15 protein-coding genes and 1 pseudogene are annotated in these 17396 nt (G+C 72.9%); 10 read left to right on the top strand and 6 right to left on the bottom strand.

Annotated features, from left to right (window positions below):
* Positions 1–97: 97 nt before the first annotated feature.
* The 5 genes from OG379_RS30455 (at position 98) to OG379_RS30435 (ending at position 7187) form a co-directional block, all read left to right on the top strand.
* Positions 98–1057 carry a dihydrodipicolinate synthase family protein gene (locus OG379_RS30455; protein ID WP_405666187.1) on the top strand — a complete coding sequence of 320 codons (960 nt, stop codon included), beginning with the start codon at positions 98–100 and terminating at the stop codon, positions 1055–1057.
* Complete coding sequence (locus OG379_RS30450; protein ID WP_405666186.1) at positions 1054–1998, top strand: ROK family protein; 945 nt, start codon at positions 1054–1056, stop codon at positions 1996–1998. The genes OG379_RS30455 and OG379_RS30450 overlap by 4 nt, the downstream gene beginning before the upstream one ends.
* Positions 1995–2675 (top strand): N-acetylmannosamine-6-phosphate 2-epimerase, encoded by a 681-nt coding sequence (locus OG379_RS30445; RefSeq protein ID WP_405666185.1) that lies wholly within the window; start codon positions 1995–1997, stop codon positions 2673–2675. Before OG379_RS30450 ends, OG379_RS30445 begins: the two co-directional genes overlap by 4 nt.
* A gap of 45 nt (positions 2676–2720) precedes the next feature.
* On the top strand, positions 2721–4205 hold the full coding sequence (locus OG379_RS30440) for a sialate:H+ symport family MFS transporter (protein WP_405666183.1): 1485 nt from the start codon (positions 2721–2723) through the stop codon (positions 4203–4205).
* A 99-nt stretch (positions 4206–4304) separates the two neighbouring features.
* Complete coding sequence (locus tag OG379_RS30435) at positions 4305–7187, top strand: FAD-binding and (Fe-S)-binding domain-containing protein (RefSeq protein WP_405666181.1); 2883 nt, start codon at positions 4305–4307, stop codon at positions 7185–7187.
* Here OG379_RS30435 and OG379_RS30430 read toward each other — a convergent pair.
* The 4 genes and pseudogenes from OG379_RS30430 to OG379_RS30415 form a co-directional block, all read right to left on the bottom strand.
* Positions 7178–7636: a MaoC family dehydratase gene (locus OG379_RS30430; RefSeq protein WP_393765339.1), complete on the bottom strand. Its 459-nt coding sequence runs from the start codon at positions 7634–7636 to the stop codon at positions 7178–7180. The two genes, OG379_RS30435 and OG379_RS30430, sit on opposite strands and share 10 nt — an antisense overlap.
* Before the next feature lie 35 nt (positions 7637–7671).
* Positions 7672–9015: an MFS transporter gene (locus OG379_RS30425; protein ID WP_405666180.1), complete on the bottom strand. Its 1344-nt coding sequence runs from the start codon at positions 9013–9015 to the stop codon at positions 7672–7674.
* A 114-nt stretch (positions 9016–9129) separates the two neighbouring features.
* The gene (locus OG379_RS30420) at positions 9130–10392 is read right to left on the bottom strand and encodes an acetyl-CoA C-acetyltransferase (protein ID WP_405666179.1); all 1263 of its coding nucleotides are present in this window, start codon (positions 10390–10392) and stop codon (positions 9130–9132) included.
* Positions 10393–10542: 150 nt separating this feature from the next.
* Positions 10543–11160, bottom strand: a pseudogene (locus OG379_RS30415) (copper homeostasis protein CutC); the annotation flags it as partial.
* Between OG379_RS30415 and OG379_RS30410 the strand changes: the two are divergent.
* A complete protein-coding gene (locus OG379_RS30410; protein WP_405666177.1) occupies positions 11045–11827 on the top strand; it encodes an ROK family protein in 783 nt (260 codons plus the stop codon). The pseudogene OG379_RS30415 and the gene OG379_RS30410 overlap by 116 nt on opposite strands.
* A 43-nt stretch (positions 11828–11870) precedes the next feature.
* Here the strand turns inward: OG379_RS30410 and OG379_RS30405 are convergent, their stop codons facing one another.
* Positions 11871–12761: a LysR family transcriptional regulator gene (locus OG379_RS30405; protein WP_393765472.1), complete on the bottom strand. Its 891-nt coding sequence runs from the start codon at positions 12759–12761 to the stop codon at positions 11871–11873.
* A 155-nt stretch (positions 12762–12916) separates the two neighbouring features.
* Between OG379_RS30405 and OG379_RS30400 the strand changes: the two genes are divergently transcribed.
* The 4 genes from OG379_RS30400 to OG379_RS30385 all read left to right on the top strand — a co-directional run bounded on the left by OG379_RS30400 (position 12917) and on the right by OG379_RS30385 (position 16691).
* Positions 12917–13834, top strand: coding sequence for a CoA transferase subunit A (locus OG379_RS30400; RefSeq protein WP_405668706.1), 918 nt, complete (start codon positions 12917–12919; stop codon positions 13832–13834).
* Positions 13835–13860: 26 nt separating this feature from the next.
* Positions 13861–14637: a CoA-transferase subunit beta gene (locus OG379_RS30395; protein ID WP_405666176.1), complete on the top strand. Its 777-nt coding sequence runs from the start codon at positions 13861–13863 to the stop codon at positions 14635–14637.
* Positions 14638–14697: 60 nt separating this feature from the next.
* A complete protein-coding gene (locus tag OG379_RS30390; RefSeq protein ID WP_405666175.1) occupies positions 14698–16227 on the top strand; it encodes a 3-hydroxyacyl-CoA dehydrogenase in 1530 nt (509 codons plus the stop codon).
* A 68-nt stretch (positions 16228–16295) separates the two neighbouring features.
* Positions 16296–16691: a VOC family protein gene (locus OG379_RS30385; protein ID WP_405666174.1), complete on the top strand. Its 396-nt coding sequence runs from the start codon at positions 16296–16298 to the stop codon at positions 16689–16691.
* Here the strand turns inward: OG379_RS30385 and OG379_RS30380 are convergent.
* Complete coding sequence (locus OG379_RS30380; RefSeq protein WP_405666173.1) at positions 16628–17389, bottom strand: DUF6597 domain-containing transcriptional factor; 762 nt, start codon at positions 17387–17389, stop codon at positions 16628–16630. The genes OG379_RS30385 and OG379_RS30380 overlap by 64 nt on opposite strands.
* Positions 17390–17396 lie beyond the last annotated feature (7 nt).

Genomic DNA, 17396 nt, shown 5'->3' with positions numbered 1-17396 from the left:
TGAGTCCAGACATAGGACATCTTACGTCCCATGTCTCGGTCCCGCCTCCCTTCCCGGGCGACGGGCCAATGTTCCGAACGAGCTGGAGCCCCTCACCATGTCCTTGACCGCACCGCTGCACGGCGTGGTACCGCCGGTCTGCACCCCGCTCGACGACCGTGGGGAGGTCGACACGGCCTCCCTCACCCGGCTCGTCGGCCACCTCGTCGACGGCGGTGTACACGGTCTGTTCGCCCTCGGCTCGACCAGCGAGGTCGCCTATCTGACCGACGACCAGCGCGCCACCGCGCTGGAGACCGTGGTCACCGCGGCCGCCGGCCGGGTCCCGGTCCTCGCCGGGGTCATCGACACGACGACCGCCCGCGTCGTCGAGCACGCCAGGACCGCGGCGAAGCTCGGCGCGGACGCCCTCGTGGCGACCGCGCCCTTCTACACCCGTACGCACCCCAAGGAGATCGCCGGGCACTTCCGCCGGCTGCGCGGAGCCGTCGACCTGCCGCTGTTCGCCTACGACATCCCGGTGGCCGTGCACTCCAAGCTCTCCGCCGCCCTGGTGCGCGAGCTCGCCGAGGACGGCACCCTGGACGGCCTCAAGGACAGCAGCGGTGACGAGGGCGGGCTCCGCCGGCTCGTCGTGGAGCTCGGCGGACGCGAGGGCCGGGCGCGTGGCCCGGTACCGCACTTCAGCGTGCTGACCGGTTCCGAACTCACCGTGGACGCGGCGCTGCTGGCCGGCGCGGACGGTGTGGTGCCCGGCATCGGCAACGTGGACCCGGCCGGCTACGTCCGGCTGTACGACGCCGCGCGCGCCGGTGACTGGGAGCTCGCCGCCCGGGAGCAGGAGCGTCTCGTCGAGCTGTTCGCCATGGTCGACGTCGGCCCGGAGCAGGACATGGGCCGCAGCTCCTCGGCGCTCGGCTCCTTCAAGCAGGCGCTGCGGCTGCTCGGTGTCATCGCCAACGGTGCCACCGCCTTCCCGCAGATCCAGCTCTCCGACGGCTCCGTCGCGCTGATCGCCGAGCGGCTGCGCGCCGCCGGTCTGCCGCCGGTCCGATGAGCGAGCGGGCGACCGGGGCCGTGGTGATCGGCCTCGACCTCGGCGGTACGAAGATCGCGGCCGCGCTCTTCGCCGCCGACGGCACGGTGCTGGCCCGGCACACCCGGCCCACCCCCGCCCGGGACGGCGCCGTGGCGGTGCTCGACGCGCTCGCCGCGGCGGCGGCCTCGGTGGACCCGGGCCGCCTGGCCACGGTGCTCGGCATCGCCGCTGCGGGGGTCGTCGACCCCCGCAGCGGCATGGTCACCAGCGCCACCGACTCGATCAGCGGCTGGGCGGGAACCGCGCTCGGCGCGGGTCTCGCGGACCGTACGGGTCTGCCGGTGGCCTGCGACAACGACGTACGCGCCACCGCGGGACCGGAGCTCGCCCAGCTGCCGGCCGGGCGCGGCTCGCTGCTGTTCGCGGCCGTCGGTACGGGCGTGGGCGGCGCGCTCGCCGTCGACGGGCGGATGCTGCACGGCGCGTCCGGCATCGCGGGCCACCTCGGCCACCTCCCCAGCCCGGAGGCGGCCGGACTGCCCTGCACCTGCGGGGCCACCGGGCACCTGGAGGTCATCGCCTCCGGCCCGGGTATCACCGCCCATTACGAGCGGCTCACCGGCGCCCCGGTGGACCGGCTCGAAACGGTGGCCCTCAGGGCGGCCGGTGGCGACGACGACGCCGTACGCGCCGTCACCACCGGCGCGACCGCCGCCGGACGGGTCCTCGGCGGCCTCGCCAACGCGCTCGGCCCGGACCGGGTCGTCGTCGGGGGCGGGGTCCCACGGATCGGTGCACTGTACGGCGACGCGCTGGCCGCCGCCTTCGCCGCCGAACTGATGCCTCCGCTGCGCGGGCTCGTCCCCGAGCCCCCGCGCTTCGGCCACGACGCCGCCGTCCTGGGCGCCGCGGCTCTGACCACCACCCTTCCCCTCCACCACCCGGGAGCTCTCCGATGACCGCACAGGACCTGGCCGACACCCTCCGGGGCCGGCTGATCGTCTCCTGCCAGGCGCCTCCCGGCGACCCGATGCGGGAGACCGCCACCCTCGTACGCCTCGCCCTCTCGGCCGTGGCCGGCGGCGGCTCCGCCATCCGCGCCAACGAGCCGGAGGTCGTCGCCGCGATCGCCGGGGCCGTGGACCTGCCGGTCATCGGCCTGTGGAAGGACGGCGACACCGGCGTCTACATCACCCCGACCGTCAGACACGCCCTGGCGATCGCCGAGGCGGGCGCGGCCGTCGTCGCCGCCGACGCCACCGACCGGCCGCGCCCCGACGGCTCGTCCTTCGCCGAGCTGGTCACCGCCGTGCACGCGGCGGGCGCCCTGGTCATGGCCGATGTCTCCACGCTCGCCGAGGGGGTCACCGCCGCCGCGCAGGGAGCGGACTTCGTCTCCACGACCCTGTCCGGCTACGTGCCCGGGCCCCCGGAGCAGACCGGCCCTGACCTGGACCTTGTGACATCTCTCTCGGCCGCGGTCTCTGTACCGGTCGTCGCCGAAGGCCGTATCAATACCCCCGAGGAGGCTGCCGAGGCCCTCGCCCGCGGCGCCCACAGCGTCGTGGTCGGCACGGCCATCACCGCACCCACCGCCCTGACGTCCCGCTTCGTCGCCGGTCTCGCCCGGCCCTGAGCAGCCCTCACCACGCGGGACGGCGGCGCCTCGCCGTCCCGCACCATGGAGCGCACCGTGCAGAAATCCTCTCCCACGCTCCCCTGGTACCGCGAGGTGAGCGGTACCCAGTGGAAGTCCTTCTTCGCCGCCTGGATCGGGTACGTCCTCGACGGCTTCGACTTCGTCCTCATCACGCTCGTCCTCACCGAGATCAGTGACGAGTTCGGACTGAGCACCGTCCAGGCGGCCGGCCTGATCTCCGGTGCCTTCATCACCCGCTGGCTGGGCGGCGCGGTCCTGGGCGCCATCGGCGACCGGTACGGCCGCAAGCTCTCCATGGTGCTGAGCATCCTTCTCTACTCGCTGGGCACCTTCGCCTGCGGCTTCGCCTGGAACTACCACAGCCTCTTCGCCGCCCGGCTCGCCATCGGCATGGGCATGGCCGGGGAGTACAGCGCCAGCGCCACGTACGTCATGGAGAGCTGGCCGGCCCGCCTGCGCAGCCGCGCCAGCGGCTTCCTGATCTCCGGCTTCTCCGTCGGCTCGGTCCTCGCGGCGCAGGTCTACAACTGGGTGGTGCCCTCGCTGGGCTGGCGGTGGATGTTCTACCTGGGCCTGATCCCGATCGCGGTCGCGCTGTGGATGCGGCGGGCCCTGCCGGAGGCGGAGGAGTGGACCGCGGACGTCGCGGACCGGGGCGCCAGGCCCAACCCCTTCCAGCCGCTGTTCCGCACCCCGCGACTGGCCCTGGTCAACACGGTCCTGATCGTCGTCGCCACCCTCGCGCTCTTCATGGTCTTCACCCCGAGCGGCGAGGGGATGGTCCCGGTCCTGTCGGTGGTCGCCGGACTCGCCCTCGTGGCGTTCGCGGTGCAACTGGGCGGGAAGCGCGGCTGGCTCCTGTACGTCTCGATGATCGTGACGCTGTTCTTCGCGTTCCTCTACTCCTGGCCCATCCAGGCCCTGCTGCCCACGTATCTGAAGTCCGAACTGGGCTACAGCACCGACCAGGTCACCGACGTCCTCTACTTCGCCGGTTTCGGCACCATGGCCGGCTGCTGGGGTGCGGGCTTCCTGGGAGACCGGATCGGGGCGAAGAAGGCGTACGCGCTGACGCTGCTGGCCTCGCTGGCCTTCGTCTACCCGGTCTTCGCGGTGCGGGACAACCTGCTGGTGCTCGGCTGTCTGCTGTTCCTGCTGCAGGCCACCAGCTTCGGCATCTCAGGGCTGCTGCCGCGTTACATCGGAGGCCACTTCCCGACCGCGAACCGGGGTGCCGCGCTGGGCTTCACGTACAACGTGGGGGCGCTCGGCGGGGCCGTCGCGCCGGTCCTCGGGGCGCACCTGGCGTCCGGGATGGACCTGGGACAGGCCCTGGCGGTGCTGACCTTCGCGGGGACGGTGATCGTGGTGCTGCTGGTCGGCTTCGACATACCCGCCCGGCTGAACCGGCTGACGGACCCCGACGCCCCGAGGGACCATCTGGCCGCGCCCCCCGGGACGGCAGGGACCGAACGGAAGGAGCCGGTGGGCCGGGAGGTGATCTGAGCACTTCCCCACGCGGTTCCGGGCCACCGGTTTCTCCTTCCCCTATGCTCTGGCCATCGCGTTCACCACGAGCAAGCCCGGAACCGTCGGAAGTGGCCCTTGTCGACGACTGAGCCCCGCCACCCCCGTCTCGGCGCAGCGGTCCGCACCGACCTGCGCCGGGCGGGCGTCCTCGACGTCCTCACCGACACGATGTCGCGGGCCGCCCACTCCACCGATGCCTCCCTCTACCGTGTGCCGCCGCTCGTCGTCGTCCGGCCGCGTTCGGCCGAGGAGGCCGCCGCGACGCTGGAGGTCTGCCGGCGGCGGGGTGTCGCCCTCACCTCACGGGGCGCTGGGACCTCGGTGGCGGGAAACTCCATCGGGCCTGGCGTCGTCATGGACTTCAGCCGCCACATGAACCGCGTGCTGGAGATCGACCCGGTCACCAGGTCCGCCACCGTCGAACCCGGCACGGTGCACGCCACCCTGCAGAGGGCTGCCGCCGGCCACGGTCTGCGCTTCGGCCCCGACCCGTCCACCCACACCCGCTGCACGATCGGCGGGATGATCGGGAACAACGCGTGCGGCTCCCGGACGCTGGCGTACGGCAGGACGTCCGACAACGTCCTCGGGCTCACCGTGCTGACGGGCACCGGCAGCGCACTCGCCCTCACCTCGCCGCCCGGCCGGGTGCCCGGGAGCACGCAGCTGGCCGCGCTGCGGAGCGTCGTCGGCGCGGGCCTGGCCACCATCCGGACCGAGTTCGGCACGTTCGGCCGCCAGGTGTCCGGGTACGCGCTGGAACACCTCCTGCCGGAGAACCGCTTCGACGTCGCCCGGTTCCTCGTCGGCAGCGAAGGAACGCTGGCCGTGTCCACACAGGCCACCGTCCGCCTGGTCACCGACCCGCGCCACCGCGTTCTGGTGGTCCTCGGCTACCCGGACATCGCCACGGCGGCGGACCACGCTCCCGGGGCGGCGGCACACCGGCCGACGGCGTGCGAGGCGATCGACTCACGCATCGTCGACGTGGTCCGGGCGCGCCACGGAGCCGGTGCCGTGCCCCCGCTGCCGGCGGGCGGGGCGTGGCTGTTCGTCGAGGTGTCGGGCGACTCCCTCGGCGAACTCACCGACAGGGCCCGCACGGTGGGCCGCGAATGCGGCGCGCAGGACAGCCTGGTCGTCCCCGACCCCGCCCGGACAGCGGCGCTCTGGCGCATCCGTGAGGACGGCGCGGGCCTGTCGGGACGCAGTCCGGCGGGCCTTCCCGCGCATGCCGGGTGGGAGGACTCGGCAGTCCCCCCTGCGGCACTCGGCGGCTATCTGCGCGACTTCGAGCGGCTGATGGACCGGTTCGGCGTGACCGGGCTGCCTTACGGCCACTTCGGCGACGGCTGTCTCCACATCCGGCTGGACCTGCCTCTCGACAGACCCGGGGGCAGCTCCGTCCTTCGCGCGTTCCTCGGCGAGGCCGCCGAACTCGTCGCCGGGTACGGCGGATCGCTCTCCGGTGAGCACGGTGACGGACGGGCCAGGAGCGAACTCCTTTCCGCCATGTACTCCCCCGAGGCCCTGGAGCTGTTCGCCGGCGTCAAGGCCGTGTTCGACCCCGACAACATCCTGAACCCCGGTGTCCTCGTCGATCCGCGGCCCGTCGACGCCGACCTCCGCGTCCCCGCCGCGCAACGGGTGAGCCGCCGGCTCGCCCTGCTGTACGAAGAGGACGGCGGCGACTTCACCCAGGCGGTGCACCGCTGCACGGGCGTCGGCAAGTGCCGGGCGGACAACACCTCCGCCGGGGGCGTGATGTGCCCGTCGTACCTGGCGACGAAGGAGGAGAAGGACTCCACCCGCGGCCGGGCCCGGGTCCTCCAGGAGATGGTCAACGGGACGCTGGTCGGGTCGGGTTGGCGGTCGCCGGAGGTCCACGAGGCCCTCGACCTGTGTCTGTCGTGCAAGGGCTGCCTCTCGGACTGCCCCACGGGCGTGGACATGGCCGCGTACAAGTCCGAGGTGCTCCACCAGAGCTACCGGCACCGGATCCGCCCCGCCATCCACTACTCCCTGGGACGGCTCCCCCGTTGGGCGCGCCTCGCCGGTCACGCACCCGGCCTGGTCAACCGGGTGGCACGGCTTCCCGGCGTCGCACCGCTCGCGCTGGCGGCGGCCGGCGTGGACGGCCGGCGGAACCTGCCGTCCTTCCCGCGCGAGACCTTCCGGAAGTGGTTCGAGCGGACCCGGCCCGGGCGCGAAGCGGGCGGCAGACCGGTGCTGCTCTTCGTTGACTCCTTCACCGACCACTTCTCCCCCGGCGTGGGCATCGCCACCGTCCGTGTCCTGGAGGACGCCGGGTACCGCCCGCAGATCACCCGGGAACAGCTCTGCTGCGGTCTCACCTGGATCTCCACGGGGCAGCTCGACACCGCACGCAGACTCCTCGGCAGGACGGTCGACGTCCTGGGGACCGCGGCGGCCCCTGGCACGCCCGTCGTCGGCATGGAGCCGTCGTGCACCGCCTCGATCCGCTCGGACTCCCTGGAGCTCCTGGGCGGGGACAGGGCCCGGCCGGTCGCCGAAGCGACCCGCACCCTCGCCGAACTGCTGGCGGCGACCCCGGCCTGGGCACCCCCGGATCTGAGCGGACGCGAGGTCGTCGCCCAGCCCCACTGCCACCACCACGCGGTGATGGGATGGGACACCGACGCGGAGCTCCTGGCGTCCGCGGGTGCCACGGTCCGGCGCCTGGGCGGATGCTGCGGGCTGGCCGGCAACTTCGGTGCCGAGAAGGGCCATTACGAGGTGTCCGTCGCGGTGGCCGAGCAGCAGCTCCTGCCGGCCCTGCGCGGTGCGCGGGAGGGCACGGCCGTCCTCGCCGACGGTTACTCCTGCCGGACCCAGATCGCCGATCTGACCGGCCGGACCGGCCTGCACCTGGCGGAGCTCCTCGCGCGCGAACTCCCCCAGGGCGCCCCTGACGGGAGCAACGGCCGTCAGGGGTAGAAGTGCGTCAGCGACTCCGCGACGCAGGCCGGCTTCTGCGACCCTTCGAGCTCGAAGGTGAAGGCCCGGGTCATCTGCACGCCGCCCCGCGCGACCTCCGTCACCTCCGCGACGGACGCGTGCAGGCGTACGCGGCTGCCGACGGGGACGGGCGCCGGGTACCTGACCCGGTTGACCCCGTAGTTGAGCGCGCGTCCCACGCCGTGGACCTGGAGCAGCTCGCCGAACATCGGGATGCCCCAGCTCAGCACCATGTAGCCGTGGGCGATGGTGCGCCCGTACGGACCGGCGGCCGCGCGCTCGACGTCGGTGTGGATCCACTGGTGGTCCCCCGAGACGTACGCGTAGGCGTCGATCAGCTCCTGGGTGACCTCCTTCCACTCCGAGTGCCCGAGGTCGCGCCCGCCGAGGGCGAGGATCTCCGGGATGCCGTTGACGGTCAGGGCCATCGGTGGTGCTCCGTTCTGCTCGTACGGGGGCGTGGTCAGGCGGTGACGGGCTCGGTGCGGGGCGCGGCGACGGGCTCCGCGGACTGCTCGTCGTGGTTGGGGCGCTTGAGCAGGAGGAGCATGCAGCCCAGGGTCAGCGCCACCTGGAAGACGGCGTACGCGATGACGGCGGTGATCGAGCCGGTGCGGTTGAGCAGGAACTGGCCGATGATCGGGGTCGTACCGCCGAGCAGCGTGCCGCAGAGCTGGTAGCAGAGCGAGATGCCGGTGTAGCGCAGGTGGGCCGGGAAGCGGCTGGCGAGCATGCCGGCGAGGGCCGCGTAGTAGAGGCAGTGCGGGATCGTGGCGACGGCGACGCCGAGCATCGCGAGGCCGTAGTTCTCGGTGCTGATGAGGAGGAACATCACCGGCATCAGGATCAGTTCGGGAAGCAGCATCACGGTCACCGCGCGGGACCAGCTCTTCATCCGGGTGGCGATGAGGGCGCCGAAGGGCTGGACGATGATCTGGGTGACGTTGGCGACGAGGATGATCGTCAAGAACGAGCTGCGGTCGAAGTCCAGGGACGTGGTGGCCCAGGACAGGGCGAACGTCGACTTGAAGTACGTGGCCGAGAGGCCGATGGTGCAGGCGCCGATGCCGAGGACGATCAGCATGGGGTGGCTGCGCAGGACCTCGGTCAGCGGGAGCTTGACGACTTCCTTCTTCTCGATGAGCTTGGCCATCGCCGGGGACTCGGTGACCTTCAGGCGGACCAGCAGGCCCACCATGACGAGTGCGGCGGAGGCGAGGAACGGCACCCGCCAGCCCCAGGAGACGAAGGCGTCGTCGGGCAGCTGGCTGATGGCGAGGAAGCTCACGGTGGAGAGGGTGTTGCCGACGGGCGAGCCCTGCTGGGCGAACGCCCCGTACAGCACGGACTTGCCCTTGGGCGCGTGCTCGGAGGCGATCAGGACGGAGCCGCCCCACTCCCCGCCGAGGCCGATGCCCTGGATCATGCGGATGCAGACCAGCAGGATCGGGGCGGCGATGCCGATGGAGGCGTAGCCGGGCAGCAGACCGATCGCGGTGGTCGAGATGCCCATCATCAGCAGGGTGATGACGAGGGTCTTCTTACGGCCGAGCTTGTCGCCGTAGTGGCCGAAGATGATGCCGCCGAGGGGGCGGGCGAGGAAGCCGACCCAGAAGGTGGCGAAGGCCACCAGGGTGCCTATGGGGCCTTCGAGTTCGGGGAAGAACACCTTGTCGAAGACGAGCGCTGCCGCGGTTCCGTAGATGTAGAAGTCGAACCACTCGATGGTGGAGCCGATGAAGGCTCCGAACCCTGCGCGGTTGGCGGCTTTCGTTCGCTCGCGTGCGGTTGCGGTGTTCGCACTCATGGTGGCTCCCGTGAACATGGTTGATCGAGCGGATGGACACGGCTGACCCGGCGTCGCCCGAGACGCCTTGGGTCGCGTGGTGGAGAGGGGACGGAGAAAGGGGACGGGGAGGGGTCAGGCGGCGATGCGTTCGAAGACCGCGGCGAGGCCCTGGCCGCCGCCGATGCACATGGTCTCCAGGCCGTAGCGTGCCTCGCTGCGGTGCATCTCCCGGCTGAGCGTGGCGAGGATGCGGGCGCCGGTGGCGCCGACGGGGTGGCCGAGCGAGACGCCGGATCCGTTGACGTTGATCCGCTGCTCGTGGTCCTTCTCGCCGAGTCCCAGCTCCCGGGTGCAGGCCAGGACCTGGGCGGCGAACGCCTCGTTGATCTCGATCAGGTCGAGGTCGGCGAGGGTGAGACCGGCACGGCCGAGGGCCGCGTGGGTGGCCGGGACGGGGCCGATGCCCATCGTCGCGGCGGGGACACCCGCGCGGGCGAAGGAGACCAGACGGACGAGCGGGGTGAGCCCGAGCCGTTCGGCGGTGGCGGCGCTGGTGACCAGGCAGGCGGCGGCCGCGTCGTTCTGTCCGCTCGCGTTGCCCGCGGTGACGGTTGCCTCCGGGTCGGTCTTGGCCATGATCGGGCGCAGCGCGGCGAGCTGCTCGGCGGTGGTGTCGGGGCGGGGGTGCTCGTCGGCCGTGACGACCGTCTCGCCCGTGGGGGTCCCCCCGCTCGAGCGAAGCCGAGAATGGGGGCTGGTGCGTACGGTCACGGGGACGGTCTCCGCGTCGTAGCGCCCCTCCCGCACGGCGCGGGCGGCGCGGGCCTGCGAGCGCAGGGCGAGGGCGTCCTGGTCGGCCCGGCTGATCCCGTACTCGCGGCGCAGGTTCTCGGCGGTCTCGATCATCCCGCCGGGGACGGGGTGGTGGACGCCACCGGCGGTGACGCGGCCCCGGGCCAGGGAGTCGTGGAGCTGGAGGCCGGGGCCCTTGATGCCCCAGCGTCCGTCGTGCGTGTAGTAGGGAGCGGCGCTCATCACGTCGACACCGCCCGCGACGACCACGTCGCTGAAGCCTGCCCGGATCTGCATGGCCGCGTCGAGGACGGCCTGGAGCCCGGAGCCGCAGCGACGGTCGATCTGGGAGCCGGTGACGGTGTCGGGGAGTCCGGCGTCCAGGGCGGCGACGCGGCCGATGGCGGGGGCCTCGGACGAGGGGTAGGCGTGTCCGAGGATCACGTCGTCCACCCGGTCCGGGTCGATTCCCGTACGGGCGACGACCTCGGCGATGACGCGTGCGGCGAGCGCGGCGGGCGTCTGCTGGGCGAAGGCTCCGCCGAACCGCCCGATGGGGGTGCGCAGCGGTTCGCAGATGACGACATCGGTCTGGTCGGGCACGGCGGAACACCTTTCGGCGGCTCGGGTGTGTGGGGTGACTTTCGCACTGGACCACTGAGTCGGTCCAATATCGAGTTACCGCACATTCAAGACGCCACGCGTCTTAATGCTGAGCCTCGCGCTGCCACACCGTCGCGCCCGGGTCCGAGGTCAGCCCACAGCCTCCACCGCCCGTCGGGCCTCGGCCACCACTTGGGGGTCGGTGACGAAGTGGGTGTCCTGCTCGGCCGACGTTCCCCCGGCGCCGAGCGGTACCCAGCTCCCGCCGCGCCGGCGCGGCGCCCTGGTCTTGGCGGAGAGGTGGACGGCGGCGGCACCGGCCCGCGTCAGGGCCGGGATGTCGGCGGGGCGCACGCCGCCGCCGGCCATCACCTGCACCCCGGGTGCTGCCGCGGCCATCGCGGCGATCGCGGCCAGCCCGTCGGCCGCGGCGGGAGCGCCACCCGAGGTGAGGACCCGCGTCAGGCCGAGCGCCGGCAGCAGCGCCACGGTGGCGACCGGGTCGGCGGACTGGTCGACGGCACGGTGCAGGGTGATGTCCACGGGGCGGCCCGGGGCGCGGGCCGCCTCGGCGAGACGGGCGACCGCCGCGGTGTCCAGGGCACCGTCGGCGGTCAGAGCGCCGATCACCACGCCGGAGGCGCCGGAGGCGATGACGGACCGCACCTCGGCGGCCATGAGCGCGATCTCCTCCGCGTCGTGGACGAAATCTCCGGGCCGGCATCTGACCAGCACCTGCACCGGCAGTCCCTCCCCGGCCAGCGACTCCTTCAGCGGCTGGGCCGGCTTCGCAGTGACGGACGCCGTCGAGGACGCCCTGGGCGTCCCGGCCTTCCTGGACAACGACGTCAACGCCTTTCTCCGCGGGGAGGTGTCGGGCGGCGCCGCACGGGGCGAGTCGGACGTACTCGGCATCACCCTGGGCACCGGGGTCGGTGGCGCCCTGTGGTCCTCCGGCGCCCTGTACACCGGGCCGCACGGCGCGGCCGGCGAGATCGGGCACATTCCCGGCTTCGGTGACCTGCTCTGCACGTGCGGCGGACGGGGCCATCTGGAGACCCTGGCCTCCGGCCGCTCGATCGGCGCACGCTACGCGGACCGCACCGGCCGACGGCTGACCGCCCGCGAGGTCGCGCGGGCGGCGGACGACGGTGACCGGGACGCCCTCGCTGTATACCGGGCCGCCGGTGCCGGCATCGCCCGGGCGATCGTGATGACGGCGGGTCTCGTGGACATCACGACCGTGGTGGTCGGCGGCGGGGTCAGCCACGCCTGGAACCTGCTGAACCCCATCGTTCTCGCGTCGCTGGCCGCCGACCCGCCGGTCAGCGGCCACCCCGTCCGGCTGGTCAAAGCCGCCCTGGGCGCCGACGCCGTGCCCGTCGGCGCCGCCGCACGGGCACGACAGGAACTCGCGGCGAGGTCCGCGGTCTGAGGAGGCCTGTCACGGGGGCCCGGCCTGATCCGGACGGGAAGCCCTACGGCGTGGGCAGGGCCTCCTCGGCGACCGCGAGCACCGCCCGGAGCGCGGCCGAGGGGTTGTCCGTGCGCCAGGCCAGCGCTGCCTGACGCCGGACGGGCGGGCCGGCGAGGGGCCGGTAGACCAGCCCGTTCTGCTGGATGTGGCGGACGGAGGAGACCGTGAGCGTGACGCCTACGCCCGCGGCGACGAGGGCCAGGATCGTGTACGAGTCGGGGGCCTCCTGCACCACGCGCGGGTTGAAGCCGGTGGCCTCGCAGACCTGCACCATCGCGTCGCGCACCGTGGAGCCGGCGTTCGCGGGGAAGGAGACGAAGGGTTCCTCGGCGAGGATCCCGATCGGGATGCTCTCCAGTCGGGCGAGCGGGTGGTCGGAGGGCAGCGCGCAGAGCAGCTCCTCCTCGTCGATCACCCGGTAGGCCACCCCGGGCTGGGTGACCGGCAGCCGGACGAATCCCAGGTCGAGGGAGCCGTCGGCGACCCGGGACAGGGCGACGTTGGCATAGGTCTGGCCCTTCATGGCCAGCTCGATCCCGGGATGGGCGGCCCGCACGGCCCGGGTCAGCAGGGGCAGCGTCTCGTGGCTCGAGGCTCCCGCGAAGCCGATGGTGACCCGGCCGTACTCCCCGCGCCCTGCGGCCTTCGCGGCGCGTACCGCGATGTCGAGGTCGTCCAGCACGGTCCGTACGGGTTCGAGGAAGGACTCCCCCGCACTGGTGAGCCTCACCGAGCGGGTGTTGCGCTCGAAGAGCTGGACGCCGAGCTCCTTCTCCAGCTGCCGGATCTGCTGGCTGAGCGGGGGCTGCGCCATCTGGAGCCGCTTGGCGGCGCGGCCGAAGTGCAGCTCCTCGGCGACGGCGGTGAACGCGGTCAGATGACGCAGTTCCATCGGGACTTCCATTCATTAACGATCAGTCTTGATCCGACCTTAATTTGGTATTGGACAGCAATCAATGGCCGCTGACACGGTAAGGGCGACCAGCACGCACTCGCCCGAGGAGCACCGTGGAGTGGACGGATACGGCCGACGGGGCCGGCAAAGTCATGTCGATGAAGGAGGCCGTCGCCTCCTTCGTGCACGACGGGGCCACCGTCAGCCTCGAAGGGTTCACCCATCTCGTCCCCACCGCCGCAGGGCACGAGATCATCCGGCAGGGCCGCAAGGACCTCACCGTCGTACGGATGACGGCGGACATCGTGGTGGACCAGATGATCGCGGCGGGCTGCGTCTCGCGGCTGGTCTCCTCCTTCGTGGGCAACTCCTCAGCCGGTTCGCTCGGCGAGCTGCGGCGCAGGATCGAGCGCGCCGACCCGGCTCCGCTGGCCTTCGAGGAGTACAGCCACTACGGGATGGTCTGCCGCTATCTCGCGGGCTCCCAGCGCCTCCCGTTCTATCCGCTGCGCAGCTACGGCGGCAGCGATCTGCCGTCCGTCAACAGCGACCTGCGCAAGGTGACCTCGCCCTACCCCGGGCCCGACGGGGAGCCGGAGCAGATCTACGTGGTGCCGCCCGTGAACCCGGACGTGACGATCATCCACGCCCAGCGGGCCGACCGCCGGGGCAACACCCAGATCTGGGGACTGACCGGTATCCAGGCCGAGGCGGTGTACGCCGCGGACAAGGCGATCGTCGTCGTCGAGGAGGTCGTCGGGGACGAGGTGGTCCGCTCGGACCCCAACCGCACGCTCGTCCCGTCCCACGCCGTGGACGCCGTGGTCGTCTGTCCGCGCGGCGCGCACCCGTCCTTCGCGCAGGGGTACTACGACCGTGACAACGCCTTCTACCGGGCCTGGTCGCACATCAGCAAGGACCCGGAGCGCCTGCGGGCGTGGCTGGACGAGTGGGTGTACGGAACGGCGGACCACGCCGAGTACGTCGACAAGCTGGGCGAGGACTTCTGGGCGGGGCTCGCGGTGGGCGAGGCGCTCAGCGAACCGGTGAACTACGGGCGGCGGCTGTGAGCGCGCCGCAGAGGAAGGAACGGACCATGACCACCACCGCACCGGAGAACGTCACCTCGTCCGAGCTGCTCTCCGTCGTCGCCTCCCGCGAACTTGCCTCCCGCCGCACGGTGTTCGCCGGCATCGGACTGCCGACGCTCGCCACCGAGCTCGCCCATCTGACCGTCGCGCCGCAGATCGAGGTCGTGTACGAGTCCGGGGTCTGCGGGGCGCACCCCTCGCACCTGCCGGAGACGATCGCCGACGCGGTACTCATCTCGGGCGCGGAGGCCGTGCTGTCGATGCCGGCGCTGTTCGGCTGCGTGCTCCAGGGCGGCCACATCGACGTGGGCTTCCTCGGCGCCGCGCAGATCGACCGGTGGGGCAACCTCAACACCTCCGTCATCGGCGACTGGGACAGTCCCACGGTGCGGCTCCCCGGTTCCGGCGGCGCGATCGAGGTGATGGCCAACTCCCATGAGGTGTTCGTGGTGATGCGCCGTCACAACCCGCGCTCCTTCACCGGGACCCTGGACTTCTGCACCACCCCGGGACCGGACCGCGCGCTCGCCGAGGGCATCAGGCCGCTGGGCGCGGGAGTCACCCGTGTCATCACCGAGCTGGGCATCCTGGCACGCGAGGGCGTCGGCGAGGAGCTGAAGCTGATCGCGGTCCACCCGGGTGTCACGGTCGAGCAGGTCCGGGAGGCGACCGGCTGGGACCTGAAGGTGTCCGACGAGGTCGGCACCGTGCCGCCCCCGACCGCCGCGGAGCTGCGGCTCCTCCGGGAGGACGTCGACCCCGGCCGCGTCTATCTTCGCTGAGGGCACCCCGATCCCGGGGAGCACTTCCCCGATCCCCACCCCGAGAGGACCGTAACTGCCATGCGTATCAGGATCGTCGGCGCCGGAGCCATGGGACGCGGTATCGCCCAGTGGGCGGCGGCCGGCGGACACACCGTAGAGCTCTGCGACGTCCGGACCGAGGCGGTGACGGCGGCGGTCGGCTTCGTACGCTCCATGCTGGAGCGCGCGGTGGACAAGGGGCGGATGTCCGCCGGAGACCGGGACGCGGCCCTGGAGCGGCTGGTCCCGCTGGACGACCCATGGGCACCCGGCCCGGAGGTCGGACTGGTCATCGAGGCCGTACGGGAGGACCTGGACACCAAGGCCGAGGTCTTCGGGAAGCTGGAGCAGGTCCTGCCGGAGTCGGCGGTCTTCGCGACCAACACCTCGTCCCTGTCGGTGACCCGGATCGCCGCGTCGCTCCAGGATCCGGGGCGGCTCGCGGGGCTCCACTTCTTCAACCCCGTGCCGCTGATGAGGATCGTCGAGGTCGTGCCGGGCGCCGCCACCCGTCCCGGGATCCCGGCGGTTCTCACGGAGCTGGTCGAGAGCTGCGGCCATCGCGCGGTCACCGTCGCCGACACCCCCGGCTTCCTGGTCAACCACGCGGGCCGGGGGCTGGTGACCGAAGCCCTGGCGCTGCTGGAGGAGTCCGTCGCCGACCCGGCCGGGATCGACCGGATCGCCCGGGACGTGCTGGGGCTGCGCATGGGCCCCTTCGAACTGATGGATCTCACCGGCCTCGACGTCACGGCTGCCGTGATCGACTCGATCTGGCAGGGCTTCCGCCACGAGGACCGGCTCCGCCCCTCGTACCTGACGCCGAACCGGGTGACCGCGGGCCTGCACGGCCGCAAGACCGGGCAGGGCTGGTTCGCGTACGGCCCCGAGGCGCCCGCCCCCGCCCCGGAAGCGCCGGTGACGGGTGACGCGGACCGGCCGGTGTTCGTCGCGGGCGGCGAGGGCGCCGAGGGGCTGCGGACCGCGCTGTCCGAAGCCGGTGCGGCGGTGGAGAGCGGTGCCGAGCCCTCCGACCGCGCTCTGGTCCTCGTCCCGGTCTGGGGCACGACGGTGGCTGCCGCGGTCGCCTCGACGGGACTCCCCGTCGCACGCACCTTCGGCGTCGACCCGCTGGCCCCGGCGGGCCGCCGGCGGGTGCTCGCGGTGACGCCCGCGGCCGACCCGGCCGCCGCGCGGGACGCCCGCGCCGTCCTGGCCCGCGCGGCGGACGGCGAGGACCCCTGGGCCGTGTCGGTGGTGCGGGACACCGCGGGCTCGGTGGCGCAACGGCTGCTCGCGTCGGTGGTGTCGGTCGCCGCTTCCATCGCGGAACGCTCGCTGGCCACCCCGGCGGACATCGACCTCGCCGTCACGACGGGCCTCGGGTACCCCGCGGGCCCGCTCGCCTGGGGCGACCGGGTCGGCGCCGCGCGGATGCTGGAGCTGCAGCGGTCCCTGCACGCCACGACCGGCGACCAGCGTCACCGGCCGACCCGCTGGCTCACCGAGCGCGCTCAGCTGGGGCTGCCGTTGACGGACCCGGGCACCTCGCCGGCCGACTGCGCCTGAGCCGTACGGCGGGGGCCGTGACCGTTTCGTACAAGACCCGGTCACGGCCCCCGCCGTACGGTCGTCCCATGACTCCACGACTCGACGCGATCTCCGTCGTCACCGCCGACATGGCCGCATCGCTCGCCTTCTACCGAAGGCTCGGGCTCGACATCCCCGCCGGGGCCGAATCGGCACCCCATGTCGAAGTAACCCTTCCGGGCGGGCAGCGCCTGCTGTGGGACACCGAGGACGTCATCCGCTCGTTCGACCCCGGCTGGACGGCTCCGAAGGGCGGTGAGCGCCTCGGCCTCGCCTTCCTCTGCGACAGCCCGGCGGAGGTCGACGCGGTGTACGCCGAACTGACCGCCGCCGGTTACAAGGGCGGCCTGGAGCCCTGGGACGCCGTCTGGGGCCAGCGTTACGCGGTCGTCCTCGACCCGGACGGCTGCGGGGTCTCGTTGTTCGCCGCCAACAGCTCCTGACCTGTCGCGGCCAGATAGCCGCCGAGGGTCGTCCCGGCCAGGTCCCGCATCTCCCGGGCCAGGTGCGCCTGGTCCGTGCAGCCCGCCGTGTACGCGGCCTCGGCGTACGGCGTTCCCGCCCGTACGAGGTCCAGGGCGCGCTGCAGCCTGAGGACCCTGGCCAGCGTCTTGGGGCCGTAGCCGAACGCGGCCAGCGAGCGCCGGTGCAGCTGGCGGGCGCCGAGCCCGACCTCCCGCGCGGTGGCGGCGACGGAACGCCCCTGCCGCAGCTGTGCGGCGACGGCCGCCGTGAGCGGGTCAGGGGGCTCGGTGCCGGCTGCCCGGCGCAGGGCGATGTCCTCCAGCGCGGCGGCCGGGTCGTCGGCCTCGCCGGTCCGCTCGGTGAGCCCGCGGACCTCGGGGCCCGGCCAGAGGGCGTCGAGCGCGACCCGCCGGTCCCGCAGCTCGTGCGCGGGGACGCCCAGGAGCGCGGGTGCCGTGCCGGGGGCGAAGCGGATGCCCGCGCAGCTGCCGGAGAGCGCCGCGGCGGGGGTGAAGGCGTGGGTGTCGGGGCCTGCCACCAGCAGCCGCCCGCCGGCCCACAGCAGGTCCATGCAGCCGTCGGGCAGGACGGGCCGTGAGGGTTCGCGCGGCCCGGACCAGGTCCACAGGACCGCGCCGTCGAAGCGCGATGCCCGCTCCTCGTACCGTGCGCCCATGTCACCA

Origin of the sequence: Streptomyces sp. NBC_01166, from assembly GCF_045039765.1 — a bacterium.
Taxonomy (GTDB): Bacteria; Actinomycetota; Actinomycetes; order Streptomycetales; family Streptomycetaceae; genus Streptomyces.
This window is presented reverse-complemented; position numbering and strand designations above follow the sequence as displayed.